The organism is Allobosea sp. P2_B12 (assembly GCF_056404835.1).
Genome location: NZ_JBFUDG010000008.1, coordinates 135553 through 148813, shown reverse-complemented (window position 1 = coordinate 148813; position 13261 = coordinate 135553). Strand labels below are relative to the sequence as shown.

The 13261-nt window shown below is 66.8% G+C and carries 9 protein-coding genes; 6 read left to right on the top strand and 3 right to left on the bottom strand.

Translation table 11 applies throughout. From position 1 onward, the window contains the following. Window positions 1-59 precede the first annotated feature (59 nt). The 5 genes from AC1DYU_RS19255 to AC1DYU_RS19235 all read left to right on the top strand — a co-directional run bounded on the left by AC1DYU_RS19255 (window position 60) and on the right by AC1DYU_RS19235 (window position 7001). Entirely contained in the window at window positions 60-1361 is a 1302-nt protein-coding gene (locus AC1DYU_RS19255) for a TAXI family TRAP transporter solute-binding subunit (RefSeq protein WP_476793024.1), read from the top strand. 69 nt (window positions 1362-1430) lie between these two features. Beyond that, on the top strand, window positions 1431-2651 hold the full coding sequence (locus AC1DYU_RS19250; protein ID WP_476793023.1) for a glycosyltransferase 61 family protein: 1221 nt from the start codon (window positions 1431-1433) through the stop codon (window positions 2649-2651). 3 nt (window positions 2652-2654) lie between these two features. Further along, on the top strand, window positions 2655-3848 hold the full coding sequence (locus tag AC1DYU_RS19245; protein WP_476793022.1) for an O-antigen ligase family protein: 1194 nt from the start codon (window positions 2655-2657) through the stop codon (window positions 3846-3848). Between the two features lie 167 nt (window positions 3849-4015). Then, window positions 4016-5839: a translational GTPase TypA gene (gene typA / locus AC1DYU_RS19240; protein WP_476793021.1), complete on the top strand. Its 1824-nt coding sequence runs from the start codon at window positions 4016-4018 to the stop codon at window positions 5837-5839. Window positions 5840-6062: 223 nt separating this feature from the next. Then, a complete protein-coding gene (locus tag AC1DYU_RS19235) occupies window positions 6063-7001 on the top strand; it encodes an aldo/keto reductase (RefSeq protein ID WP_476793020.1) in 939 nt (312 codons plus the stop codon). A gap of 68 nt (window positions 7002-7069) precedes the next feature. Here AC1DYU_RS19235 and AC1DYU_RS19230 read toward each other — a convergent pair whose 3' ends face one another. The 3 genes from AC1DYU_RS19230 to AC1DYU_RS19220 form a co-directional block, all read right to left on the bottom strand. After that, window positions 7070-7711 (bottom strand): thioredoxin family protein, encoded by a 642-nt coding sequence (locus AC1DYU_RS19230; RefSeq protein ID WP_476793019.1) that lies wholly within the window; start codon window positions 7709-7711, stop codon window positions 7070-7072. 50 nt (window positions 7712-7761) lie between these two features. Beyond that, window positions 7762-9942 carry a protein-disulfide reductase DsbD family protein gene (locus tag AC1DYU_RS19225; RefSeq protein ID WP_476793018.1) on the bottom strand — a complete coding sequence of 727 codons (2181 nt, stop codon included), beginning with the start codon at window positions 9940-9942 and terminating at the stop codon, window positions 7762-7764. Between the two features lie 129 nt (window positions 9943-10071). Next, complete coding sequence (locus AC1DYU_RS19220) at window positions 10072-10962, bottom strand: hypothetical protein (RefSeq protein ID WP_476793017.1); 891 nt, start codon at window positions 10960-10962, stop codon at window positions 10072-10074. Window positions 10963-11296: 334 nt separating this feature from the next. On the opposite strand from AC1DYU_RS19220, the gene dnaK reads away from it, so the two are divergent. After that, complete coding sequence (gene dnaK / locus AC1DYU_RS19215) at window positions 11297-13219, top strand: molecular chaperone DnaK (protein ID WP_476793016.1); 1923 nt, start codon at window positions 11297-11299, stop codon at window positions 13217-13219. Window positions 13220-13261: the final 42 nt, after the last annotated feature.

Here is a 13261-nt window from a genome sequence, read left to right as displayed (position 1 = left end):
GCAATGCTGGGACACGCCAAGGCGATGGGCCAAAGCGACGGCAGGGCGGGCAGAGTCGATTGTTCGGCAGGGGGCGGCGCGGTTTCACGATCCTGGCGGGTCTGCTGGCGATGTTCGGCGTCACGGCGGGGGTCTTCTATGTCCTGAGTCAGCCGCGGACGCTGCGCCTCGCGGTCGGCCCGCTCGGCTCCGAGGATGCCCGCATGGCGGCCGGCTTCGTCCAGGGGCTGAATCGCGAGAAATCCCAGATCCGGCTCAGGCTGATCCTTACCGAAGGCTCGGAGGAGAGCGCGAAGAAGGTCGATGGCGGCGATGCCGAACTCGCTATCGTCCGCCCCGATATCGCCTTGCCGGCCAAAGCCGATACGGCGCTGATCACGCGTCGCTCCTTCCCTTTCGTGATCACCGACAAGGACAGCGCCATCGGCCGCATTGCCGATCTGCGGGGCCGCCGCGTCGGCGTGGTGCGCAATCCCGCGGGCAATATCGCATTGCTCAAGCTCGTCCTGGCACAATACGAGGTCGGGCAGGACGAGCTGACGATCGTCGGCCTGACGCCCGACGAGATCGTTCCGGCGGTAAAGGAGCGGCGAATCGACGCCTTCTTCTCGATCAATGCGGTGGGCGCGCGTGGCAGCAATGACGGCACAGCCCGCCTGCGCTCGGCCTGGGGCGAAGACCCCGTCCTGATCCCGATCCGGGAGGCGGATGCACTGGCGGCACGGGTTCGCGCCATCGAAACCGGCGAGATCGTCCGGGGCGCGCTCGGCGGCGATCCGCCCCGGCCGTCGGAAAACCTGCCGACGATCGCGATCACCTCGCGTCTGGTTGCCTCGCAGGAACTCGACGACGATGTCGTCGGCAGCCTCGTCAGCGCCCTGCTGGCGCTGCGGGTGACGCTTGCAGCGGAATTGCCGCAGATTCAGGGGCTGGAGGCGCCAGCCACCGACAAGGACTCGCCGTTGCCGGTGCACACCGGTGCCGCCGCCTTCATCGACGGCGAGCAGAAGACCTTCTTCGAGCGCTATGGCGACTGGTTCTATCTCGGGGTGATGGGCCTGTCATTGCTGGGCACCGGCGCGGCCGGGCTGCTCGGCCGCGAAAGCGCCGCGCGGCGCAAGCGGGCGATGATGGGACTCGACCGCCTTCTGGCCCTGCTGCCCACGATCCGCGGCACATCCGACGTCGAGACGCTCGATCTCTGCCGTGCGCAGGCCGATGCGATCCTGCTCGAGGTGCTCAGTGATTTCGGGCAGGGCGATCTTGATTCATCCGCCATAGCTGCTTACCGCTTGGTCTTCGATCAGGTCAGCCGGGCCGTCATCGAGGCGAAGATCAGGGCCACGACCGCCAGCCTCTGAAACCCTGCGGGTGCTCAAGCACCACGGCGGCTTTCGCCGGGCGAGACGAACATTCCGCGGGAGACTTGCTTGGCTCGGCACCACACCTTCCTGAATCGCCTGCTCGACCTGAAGCCGCACGCCTTCGCGCTCAGCAACGCCCTGCTCGGCTGGCATCCGGCGCTGCGCCGCGCTGCCGGCTTCTTTCCGGACTTCATCTGGCCGGCCGAGCGGGCGCGGGTGATCAGCGACCAGAGCCACAGGCACCATCTCTACGAGCCCGAGCACGCGGCCGCCCTGGCCGTCGTCTCGCAATATAATGTCGACGTGATGAATCCGCTGGAGATTGCCTGCGCGCCGGACACGACCCGCACCATGATCGCCGAGATCAGCGGCGTCGTGATACCTGGCCACACGATCACGCCCGCCGACGCCGCCACCGGCAGCCAGATTTCGCTCGGCCAGCAGGGCAAGGCGCGCTGGGCCTTCTGCTATCCCGCGCCGATCGGCCTGAACCGGATCGAGGTGAAGGAGCGCTGCATCGCGATCCCACCGGTGTTCCACTACACGCATCTGCTCACCGACGTGCTGATGCCGATCTGCGAGGCGATCCGCATCGGCGCCATCGACAAGCAGGAGGAGACGGTTGTGGTCACCGCCGGTCATCCGCCGCTGGTCACGGCCTTTCTCGACGGGCTGAAGGCGCTGGGCTATCCGATCCGCCAGCTCGTGTTGAAGCCGACGCAGCATGTCGTCACCGACCGCTATCTCTATGCGCGCAGCCATTGCCCCAATATCGAGCGCATCTACGGCGTGCCGCAGGCGATCGGCACCGCTCGCGCCATCTTCGATGCGGCCTATCGGGACGTGCCGCCGCCTCCCGCCGCCTCGCGGCTGTATCTCAGGCGTCGCGGCCACCGCCTGCGTGTCGTCGCCGGCGAGGACGAACTGGTCGCGCGTCTCGAACAGGCCGGCTTCCGGATCTTCGAGCCGGCCTGGAACAACCATGCCGAGCAGGTCGCGGCGGTCGCCGGCGCCGATGTCGTCGCTGCCGTGCATGGCGCGGCGCTGGTCAACACGATCTTCTGCAAGCCGGGCGCCGTCGTGGTCGAACTGATGGCGCAAAACGCCCGCAAGAGCGTCGTGCTGCACTGGTCGGGCGAGGGCGGGGCGGATCTGATCCCGATTCTGGGTGGCCCCGAAGGCGCCAAGCAGTCCTTCGCGATCGACCCGGAAGCGACGGCTGCGGCCATCATCGCCGCCGTCGAGGCCGCATCCAGGACGGCCGCGCCCAACAGCGTCGGCGCCTGAAGCATGGCGCTTCCCTCCACATCGGCGCCGCTGCCGCGCTTCGTCGGGCGTGACGCGATCTGCGTCGCGGGCTTCGCGCTGCTGCTGTCCTCCGCCTATTTCATCGCCAAGAACACCTCCGCCAAGCTGATGATTGCCGGGCTCGTGATGATCGTGCTGAGCGATCCAAACCTGTTGCGCGAACGCCTGCCGCGCGCCCTGAAGGTGGGGCTGGCTGCCATCGGCGGCTTCGCCGTCTGGACGGCGCTGGGCCTCCTGGTCAACCGCGCCGCAGTGGGGCCGGCGGGCGAGGCGCTGGCGAGCTTCGCGCTGCTGGCGCTTGCGCTACTTGCCGGGCGACGGCTGCTGGCCTGCTGCGGCCTGCGTTTCATCTGCGGCGCGCTGCTGGCCGCCGCGGCATTGAGTTGCGTGCTGACGCTCGCACTGCATCTTTCCGTCGGGCTGCCCTTCACCGAGCGGCTGATGCCGCTTGGCCGGGCCGGCAATCCGATTCCGGCTGCCGGTGGGCTCTGCATCGCCCTGATCGCGGCAGTAATGCTGTTGCGCGATGCGCCGCGTCCGCGATCCCGGCAACTCGTCGCCTGGGTTGTATGCGCCGTCCTGCCGATTCTGGTCGTGGTGGCGATGACCCAGAGCCGGGGACCGATCTTCGCGGCGCTGATCACCTTCGCGGCGATGCTGCTGCCATGGCGGGCGATCGGCTGGCGGCTCTTCGCGATGGCGATGCTGGCCTGGGGCGTGATCACGGCGCTGATCGTGCTCGATCCCTGGCTCAGATCGCTGATCTGCGTCGACGCGCTGAATTTCTGCCGCCCGTCGTCCCGGCTGCAGATCTGGACAACGGTGGTCGAGCTTGTCGGGCAGCGCCCGGTCTTCGGCCTGACGCCGATCTTCCGCTTCGACGATCCGATTCTGGTGCACGCCCATAACGGGCTGTTCGGCACGGCGATGTTCTTCGGCATTCCCGCGATGATTGCCGCTCTCGTGCTGGTCTTCGCCTATTGCCGGCATCTCGCGGGCATCGACAGGAGCCTGGCCTTCTTCTGCGCCAGCGCGCTGATCTTCAGCTTCGGCTATATGGGTTCGGACCTGCCCAATCCGTTTTCCTTCGTGAACATGCATTATTTCTTCCTGTGGCTGCCGATCGCCTTCGGACTGTCATGGTGTCCCGGCAAAGTTGTCGCCGCCCAAGGCTGAACGGCCTTATTCACCCTGCGGCGGGCTAAATCGCGGTGCATGGTTGCCGGAACGCCCGCCAACGTTTATGTGCAGCGCAGCGAATTCCAGTTTTCCTCGAGAACGGGCTGCGCCGGCAGGGCTTCGATCCTCGCCGGCTTGTGGCCATGAAAAAGGCCCCTGTCCGCATGTCCATGCGCAATATCGCCATCATCGCCCACGTCGACCACGGCAAAACCACGCTTGTCGACAAGCTCCTGCAGCAGTCGGGCACCTACCGCGACAACCAGCGCGTCATCGAGCGCGTGATGGACTCCAACGAGCTGGAGAAGGAACGCGGCATCACCATCCTGGCCAAGGCGACCTCGGTCGTCTGGAAGGATGTCCGCATCAACATCGTCGACACCCCAGGCCACGCCGATTTCGGCGGCGAGGTCGAGCGCATCCTGAACATGGTCGATTCGGCCATCGTGCTGGTCGATGCGGCCGAGGGCCCGATGCCGCAGACCAAGTTCGTGGTCTCCAAGGCCCTGAAGCTCGGCCTGCGCCCCATCGTGGCGATCAACAAGGTCGACAAGCCCGACGCCCGCGTCACCGAAGTCATCAATGAGGTCTTCGACCTCTTCGCCGCGCTCGACGCCAATGACGAGCAGCTCGATTTCCCGATCCTCTACGGTTCGGGCAAGCAGGGCTGGATGGCGCATTCGCCCGAAGGTCCGCAGGACCAGGGCCTTGCCCCGATGTACGACCTGATCCTCAGCCATGTGCCCGAGCCGCGCATCGAGGAAGGTCCGTTCCGCATGCTCGGCACGCTGCTGGAAGCCAACCCCTATCTCGGCCGCATCATCACCGGCCGCGTCGTCTCGGGTTCGGCCAAGCCGAACCAGCAGATCAAGGTGCTCTCGGGCGACGGCACGCTGGTCGAGAGCGGCCGCATCACCAAGATCCTCGCCTTCCGCGGCCTCGAGCGCACGCCGATCGAGGAAGCCATTCCCGGCGACATCGTCTCCATCGCCGGCCTGGTGAAGGGCTCGGTCGCCGACACCTTCTGCGACCCATCCGTCGAGACCCCGATCAAGGCCCAGCCGATCGACCCGCCGACGGTGTCGATGACCTTCATGGTCAATGATTCGCCGCTGGCCGGCACCGAGGGCGACAAGGTCACCACCCGCGTCATCCGCGACCGGCTCCTCAAGGAGGCCGAGGGCAATGTCGCGCTGAAGATCGAGGAATCGACCGACAAGGACTCATACATCGTCTCGGGTCGCGGCGAATTGCAGCTCGCCATCCTGATCGAGCAGATGCGCCGCGAGGGCTTCGAGCTCGGCGTCTCGCGTCCGCGCGTCGTGCTGCGCCGCGACGAGGGCGGCGCCCTGCTGGAGCCGATCGAAGAGGTCATCATCGACGTCGACGAGGAGCATTCCGGCGTCGTCGTGCAGAAGATGTCCGAGCGCAAGGCCGACATGCTGGAGATGCGTCCCTCCGGCGGCAACCGCCTGCGGCTGGTCTTCCACGCCCCGACGCGTGGGCTGATCGGCTATCAGGGCGAACTGCTCACCGACACCCGCGGCACCGCGATCATGAACCGGCTGTTCCATGCCTACATGCCCTATAAGGGCGAAATCGGCGGGCGCCGCAACGGCGTGCTGATCGCGATGGAAACCGGCGAGGCCGTGGCCTATGCGCTGTGGAACCTCGAGGATCGCGGCCCGATGATGATCGAGCCCGGCTGGAAGGTCTATCAGGGCATGATCGTCGGCGAGCACACCCGCGAGAACGATCTCGAAGTGAACGTGCTCAAGGGCAAGAAGCTCACCAACATCCGCACCACCTCGAAGGACGAGGCCGTGCGCCTGACCCCGCCGATCCGGATGACGCTGGAGCGTTCGCTGGCCTGGATCGACGATGACGAGCTGGTCGAGGTCACCCCGAAGTCGATCCGCCTGCGCAAGGGCGTGCTCGACCCCAACGAGCGCAAGCGCTCGTCGAAGATGAAGCAGGAAGTGGCGTAAGCCTCTCTCCCGTCATGGTCGGGCCCGACTCGATCGTCCGACACATATGCCCGGCCTCGTGCCGGGCATTTTTTTGAGATGGCCTCTTACCGGCATAGGCTTTCCGCCAGCCTGCACATTCTCGGCCTGCGCTGCGCGCAGCCCGAGAATGACGGGTCCGGCAATTGCGCCGGTTGCTCCACTCTGATCCTCTGCCGCCCTTCCCATCGAAGGATCCGTCCCCATGCTCACCCGCAATCTCGGCCGCTCGGGCCTGCGCGTTTCGCTCGTCGGCCTCGGCTGCAACAATTTCGGCGGGCGGATCGATGACGTGGCGGCCGCCAGGGTCGTCGATGCGGCGATCGAGCATGGCATCACCCTGTTCGACACGGCCGATGTCTATGGCAACCGCGGCGGCTCCGAGACGGTGCTGGGCGCGCTGCTCGGTGCGCGCCGCAAGGACATCGTGCTGGCGACCAAGTTTGGCATGGACATGAACGATGCCGGCACGATGAAGGGCGGCTCGCGCCGCTACATCATGAACGCGGTCGAAGCCTCGCTGAAGCGACTCAAGACCGACTGGATCGACCTCTACCAGATGCATCGGTTCGATCCGCTGACGCCGATCGAGGAGACGCTGCGAACGCTCGAGGACCTGATCAGCCAGGGCAAGGTGCGCTATATCGGCTGCTCCAACTTCGCGCCCTGGCAGGTCGCCGACGCGGCCTGGACGGCCCGCGATCTCAGCGTCACCGGTTTCGCTTCGGCCCAAGACGAATACAGCCTGCTCAAGCGCGGCGCCGAATCCTACCTGATCCCGGCCGCGAAGCATTACGGCATGGGACTTTTGCCGTATTTCCCGCTCGCCAACGGCCTGCTCACTGGGAAATACAAGCGCAACGCACCGATGCCCGAGGGCGCGCGCATGACCAGGGAGGCGCCCCGCGCAGCCGAGGTGCTGACCGACGCCAACTGGGAGAAGACCGAGAAGCTCACCGCCTTCTGCGAGGCACGTGGCAAGACGCTGGTCGAGCTCGCCTTCTCGTGGCTGGCCGCCCAGCCAGTCATCTCCAGCGTCATCGCCGGCGCGACCAGGCCGGAGCAGGTCGCGGCGAATGTGAAGGCCGCCGAATGGGCGCTGACGGCCGAAGACCTGGCCGAAATCGACGCGATCACGACGTAGATATCCGAACGAAGAGCCCCCCTTGCGGAGCTTCCCGGATACTCCTGCGTGGCCGAGCCGCTCGGCCGTTACGAGACCGGCGCGTATTTCACCGCGCAGCCATACGACTTCGTCGCGGCCTCGGAGACCGGCTTGCCGGCCTTCAGCTCGGCCATCGCCTGCCGGACATAGCTCTTGGCGCCGGTGAGGCTGGCAGCGCTGGAGGACGGCTTGTCGTCGATCGCACCCATATAGGCCAGCGTGCCCTTGGGATCGATGATGTACATATGCGGCGTGGTGGTCGCGCCATAGGCGCGGGCGACCTTGCTGTTGGGGTCGAGCAGCACGGCCGTCGGCGCCGCGTCGCGCTTCACGGTGAGTTCCTTGGCCTGCGGACCCTCGACATGGCCCTGCTCGCCGACCGGCGAGGACACGACCGACAGCCAGACGACGCCGTCCTTGGTCATGTCCTTCTGCAACGTCTGCATCGTGGCGCTGTTGTAGTGCTTGCGGACATAGGGGCAGTCGGCATTGGTCCATTCGAGGATCACGGTCTTGCCGGCGAATTCGGAGAGGCTGCGGGTCTTGCCGTCGGCATCCACCGCCTGGAAGACGGGTGCGGGCGCGCCGACCTTGGCTGCGGCCTCGGCGAGCGCGGCCGTGGCACCGAATGAAAGGCCGGCGAGGGCAAGGCCAGCGATGAAAGTCTGGCGGGTCAGATGGGCTTTCATGACTGTCTCCTGTCTTCGGGGTTCAAGCGGGGCTTCATGGATGAAACTTGTCAGCGGGCGGCGGTCTTCATCTCCTTGCCGGCGGCGCGCCGGGCTGCGGTGACGATCATGTCCGGCGTGAGCAGTTGCGGCAAGACCTCGGCCTGGGCGCCCTTGCTGCCGGGATAGAACAGGTAAAGTGGCACACCGGCCCGGCCCTGCTCGGCCAGCGCCTGGGCGATCTGGCTGTTGCGGTTGGTCCAGTCGGCCTTGAGATAGACGACCTTCAGCTCGGAAAAGGCGTCCTTGACCTCCTGGCGCGACAGCGCGACGCGCTCATTGGCCAGGCAGGTGATGCACCAGGCGGCGGTGAAGTTGACGAACACAGGCCGCCCTTCCGCCTGCAGTGCGGCGACGCGCTCGGGCGTCCAGGCCTGGATGTCGCCCGCGCGGGCTTCGGTTGTCGCTTCGGGCACGGCGCTCTGGACCACGAACCAGCCGGCCGCGAACAGCACGAGGACGGCCGGCGCCGAGGAGGCGATCCGGCCCCGGCCCGCATCGCGCGTGACGCCGACAAGCCAGACGACGAAGCCGGCCGCCAGCACGGCGACGAGCGCGGCCAGCACGCCGCCGGGACCGGCCTGAACCGAGGCGACCCAGATCAGCCAGATCGCCGTGGCGAACATCGGGAAGGCAAAAGCCTGCTTCAGGATCAGCATCCAGCGCCCGGGCTTCGGCAGCAGGCGCAGAAGGCCAGGCGCGAATGACAGCGCGACCACAGGCAGCGCAAAACCGAGCGCCAGCGCCATGAACACGGCAAGCCCCAGAACCGGCGGCTGCGTCACCGCATAGCCGACGGCCGCGCCCATGAAGGGCGCCGTGCAGGGCGTCGCCACGACGACGGCCAATGCCCCGGTCATGAAGGCGCCCAGCCGTCCGCCCCGGCTGGCCAAGCCTTGGCCGACGCCTGCAGCGGAGGTGCCGATCTCGAAGGCGCCGAGCAGGTTGAGGCCGATCAGCGTCATCACCACCGCCAGCGCGATGACGAGCGGCGGCGATTGCAGCTGGAAGCCCCAGCCGACGCTGGAGCCGAGCGCGGCGAAGGCCATGACCATGCCGGCCAGCGCCATGAAGGTCACGACCACGCCCGCGAGGAAAAGCAGCCCCTGTTCGCGAACCTCCGCGCGGCTGGCTCGCGCCAACTGCGCGAAGCCGAGCGCCTTGATGAAGAGCACCGGTAGCACGCAGGGCATCAGGTTGAGGATCAGCCCGCCAGCGAAAGCGAACACCAGCGCGGCCCAGAGCGTGAGATCGGCACCCTCGACCGGCAGCGGGATCCGCACCACCGCGGGACGCGACGCGTCGGACGAACCAGCAGCGCTCGTCACCAACGCGGGATCGGCCGTGGCAGCGAGGCTGAGCGAGCGGGCAAACCCGCCCTCCTTGAAGGTCAGGACGCCGGCGACCTCGCCGCCCGTGATCTTGAAAGCGCCCGAACGAGTGAGCCGCAGCACCGTTCCATCGGGGCCGAACGACGCATCCTGCCTGGCGGCATGGTCGATCAGCGTGTCGGAGAGCGGGAAGAAGCGCAGCTCACTCGGTGAGCTGGCAAGCCCGGGCAGCGCCAAAGCGAGCGCTTCGCCATCGGCCGTGAGCTTGCCTTTGAAGCTGGCCGGGACCGGAAGCGCAGCGCGCGCGGCCTCGATACGCGACTGCGCGGCGTCATCGACGACAGCGGCGGCCTCGATCGGGAGATCGAGGGTGAAGGCACCTTCTTCGGGAATGCAGATCTTCTCGCACACCAGCCAGGTGGCATTGGCCTTGAGCGTCAGGCGGTCGCCGGGCTTGGCATCCCGCGGCACCGCGATCTCGACTGGCAGCAGCAATGTGCCCTCGAAGCCGAAATTCACCAGCGGTTCGACGGGGATCGCATGCGGCGCCGGCCACTGGATCTCGCCCACGGTGGCGCCTTGCGACAGGTTCCATTCGATGCGCGTCGCCTCGCCGGAATCACCCGGATTCTGCCAATAGGTGTGCCAGCCCGGTGCGATTTTCTGGACGAGAGCGAGCTGGAAGCGCTCGCCGGGAGCGACCGCATCGCGGCTCGACAGCAACGTCGCTGTAACGCGCGGGGTGGCGACGGCAGCGGATTCGGCCGCGACGGCAAGGCCAGACGCCAAAAGACCCGACGCCAGCAGCGCGAGCGCCAGTCCGGCCTTGCGCAGGAAGCCGTTGCGTGATGCCGGAGCCATGCCTTGCGTCGTCCTTTCGAAGCCGCGTGCCCCCTTCCAGATGCCTCATCGCGACGGATGACGCCAATGACAAGGCAGTGAGGGAGAAGCATCATCTACCCGCGGATATCGGCGATCCTCGGGCAGCGCCTATTGCGTCGTCAGCGGCAATGGCCCCGAGCCAGGCTGGGGAGCTGCCGGACGCGGCCTCGGCTTGGCGGCGGGCTTCGCCGGCTCGCTGGAGATGCCGAGACGGGCACGGATCGAAGCGGCGCGGGCCTCGGTCAGGCGCGCGCCGCAGAAGCCGAACTGCCCCTCACGCTGGAAGGAGCGGCAGATCAGTTCGCGCTCGGCGGAAAAGCCGGCCTGCTCGCGCGCGATCGCGCGCTGGTCGACCGCATCCGCCTTGGCGGTCAGCGTCCGATAGCCCTCGCGCACGGCCCGCTCGGCGACGCCGCGTGCCGCCTCGATCTCCTTGGCGCGCGCCGGCAGCGTGCGGGCGTCGGGTCCCCACAGGCCGCGCGGATCGATCCGGCAGGCCGCGGCCTCGACGACGCAGGGCTGGGCAGGCTCGACCACGAGGAAGGCACCGTCCAGCACGTCGAAGACGATCGGGCAGATTGGAGCCTCCAGCCGGTAACGCGGCACCCCGGCTGGACGCCCCAGCGACGCAACCGGAAGCGGCGTCTCGCCGAAGGAGACGGCGCAGGGCTCGACGAGATTGCTCGCCTGGAAACCGTTGATGGTGAGCTTCAGCCCGAAGCCCGTCGCGGTCTTCTCGAAGACGGCCTCGCCGGGACCGCCATTGTGCCGGAGCGGACGCCCGATGATCGCATCCTCGCCCGCGACCTTGATCGCCGGCATGGAAGGCGGGCGCGGCACGGCGGGCCCGCCAGCGGAGGGCGGCGCGGCCTGCTGCGTGCCCGGCGCATTGAAGGGCTGCGCACCAGGCAGTTGCAGCGGCTGTGCGAGCACGGGCTGCGACCAGCCGGCGAGAGCCAGCACTGCAAGGCGGAAGGCAAGATGCGTCGGTCTGGTCACGAAGCGTCCAGTTTTGAACTGTAACAGCTGCTTTTGCATGAAATGGCGCGGGCTGGCGCGCAAGAGCACATCCGCAACACTCCCTCGCAATGCGCGAGCAACGACCGTGACACGGAAAACCTGAGCGGCCTGCGGTTCTTAATCGGCTCGCCTGTCTTGCAAGGGCGGGAACACCCTCACTATATACGCCGCCAAGGGGCGGTTTCACGACCGTCAAACGTGGAATGCCGGTTTCGTTCGCCGCGACAGGTGGGGGCGAACCGGTCCATGGGCCGGCAGGTGGCGCCCAGCGCCGCATTCCGGCGATCTGCTCAATTTAAAAGGGATCCCCTCCATGGGTAAAGTTATCGGTATCGACCTCGGCACGACCAATTCCTGCGTCGCGGTCATGGAAGGCTCGACGCCTAAAGTCATCGAGAATTCGGAAGGCGCGCGCACCACGCCGTCGATCGTCGCCATCACCGACGATGGCGAGCGCCTCGTCGGCCAGCCGGCCAAGCGCCAGGCCGTCACCAATCCCGAGCGCACCTTCTTCGCGATCAAGCGCCTGATCGGCCGGACCTTCGACGATCCGATGACGCAGAAGGACATGCATCTCGTCCCCTACAAGATCAAGAAGGCCTCGGCCGGCGATGCCTGGGTCGAAGCCGACGGCAAGGACTACTCGCCCTCGCAGATCTCGGCCTTCACGCTGACCAAGATGAAGGAGACCGCGGAGGCCTATCTCGGCCAGTCGGTCACCCAGGCTGTCATCACGGTCCCGGCCTATTTCAACGACGCACAGCGCCAGGCGACCAAGGATGCCGGCCGCATCGCCGGCCTCGAGGTCCTGCGCATCATCAACGAGCCGACGGCGGCCGCTCTCGCCTATGGACTCGACAAGAAGCAGGCCGGCACGATCGCGGTCTACGACCTCGGTGGCGGCACCTTCGACGTCTCGATTCTCGAGATCGGTGATGGCGTCTTCGAGGTGAAGTCGACCAATGGCGACACCTTCCTCGGCGGCGAGGATTTCGACATGCGCCTGGTCGAGTATCTCGCCGACGAGTTCAAGCGCGAGCAGGGCATCGACCTCAAGAAGGACAAGCTCGCCCTCCAGCGCCTGAAGGAAGCTGCCGAGAAGGCCAAGATCGAGCTTTCGACCACGGCCCAGACCGAGATCAACCTGCCCTACATCACGGCCGATGCCTCGGGTCCCAAGCACCTCGCCATCAAGCTCTCTCGCGCCAAGTTCGAAAGCCTGGTCGACGATCTCGTCCAGCGCACCATCGAGCCCTGCCGCAAGGCGCTCAAGGATGCCGGCCTGTCGGCAGGCCAGATCGACGAGGTCGTTCTCGTCGGCGGCATGACCCGCATGCCGAAGGTGCAGGAGGTCGTGAAGCAGTTCTTCGGCAAGGAGCCGCATAAGGGCGTCAACCCGGACGAGGTCGTCGCCATCGGCGCCGCGATCCAGGCCGGCGTACTGCAGGGCGACGTCAAGGACGTGCTGCTGCTCGACGTGACCCCGCTCTCGCTCGGCATCGAGACGCTGGGAGGCGTCTTTACGCGTCTTATTGACCGCAACACCACGATCCCGACCAAGAAGAGCCAGGTCTTCTCCACCGCCGAGGATAACCAGGGTGCGGTGACGATCCGGGTCTTCCAGGGCGAGCGCGAGATGGCCGCCGACAACAAGATGCTCGGCCAGTTCGACCTGATGGGCATCCCGCCGTCTCCGCGCGGCATGCCGCAGATCGAGGTGACCTTCGACATCGACGCCAACGGCATCGTCTCGGTGACGGCGAAGGACAAGGCCACCAACAAGGAGCAGCAGATCCGCATCCAGGCCTCGGGTGGTCTCTCTGATGCCGACATCCAGAAGATGGTCAAGGACGCGGAAGCCAACGCCGCCGAGGACAAGAAGCGCCGCGAGCTGGTCGAGGCCAGGAATCAGGGCGAAAGCCTGGTCCACTCGACCGAGAAGTCGCTGAAGGACTATGGCGACAAGGTCTCCGCCGCCGACAAGGCGGCGATCGAGACCGCTCTCGAGGCGCTGAAGGCCGCGCTGGCCGAGGACAATGCCGAGATGATCACCTCGCGCACCACGGATGTGATGCAGGCCTCGATGAAGCTCGGCGAGGCGATGTATGCCGCCAGCCAGGCCGAAGGCGCGACCGATGAGGGCGAGCCCGCCGCGGAGGCCAAGAAGGACGACGTCATCGACGCCGACTTCAAGGATGTCAGCGACGACAAGGGTGACAAGAAGAAGAGCGCCTGAGCGCGCTCTTCGTCCACGACGACGTCGTTTCGTCCAGAACGA

What these genes read in the sequence shown, in the direction of transcription:
- AC1DYU_RS19235 (WP_476793020.1), top strand. Translation starts at nt 6,063, where the DNA reads ATGCTCACCCGCAATCTCGGCCGCTCGGGCCTGCGCGTTTCGCTCGTC.
- AC1DYU_RS19245 (WP_476793022.1), top strand. Translation starts at nt 2,655, where the DNA reads ATGGCGCTTCCCTCCACATCGGCGCCGCTGCCGCGCTTCGTCGGGCGT.
- typA (WP_476793021.1), top strand. Translation starts at nt 4,016, where the DNA reads ATGTCCATGCGCAATATCGCCATCATCGCCCACGTCGACCACGGCAAA.
- AC1DYU_RS19225 (WP_476793018.1), bottom strand. Translation starts at nt 9,942, where the DNA reads ATGGCTCCGGCATCACGCAACGGCTTCCTGCGCAAGGCCGGACTGGCG.
- AC1DYU_RS19230 (WP_476793019.1), bottom strand. Translation starts at nt 7,711, where the DNA reads ATGAAAGCCCATCTGACCCGCCAGACTTTCATCGCTGGCCTTGCCCTC.
- dnaK (WP_476793016.1), top strand. Translation starts at nt 11,297, where the DNA reads ATGGGTAAAGTTATCGGTATCGACCTCGGCACGACCAATTCCTGCGTC.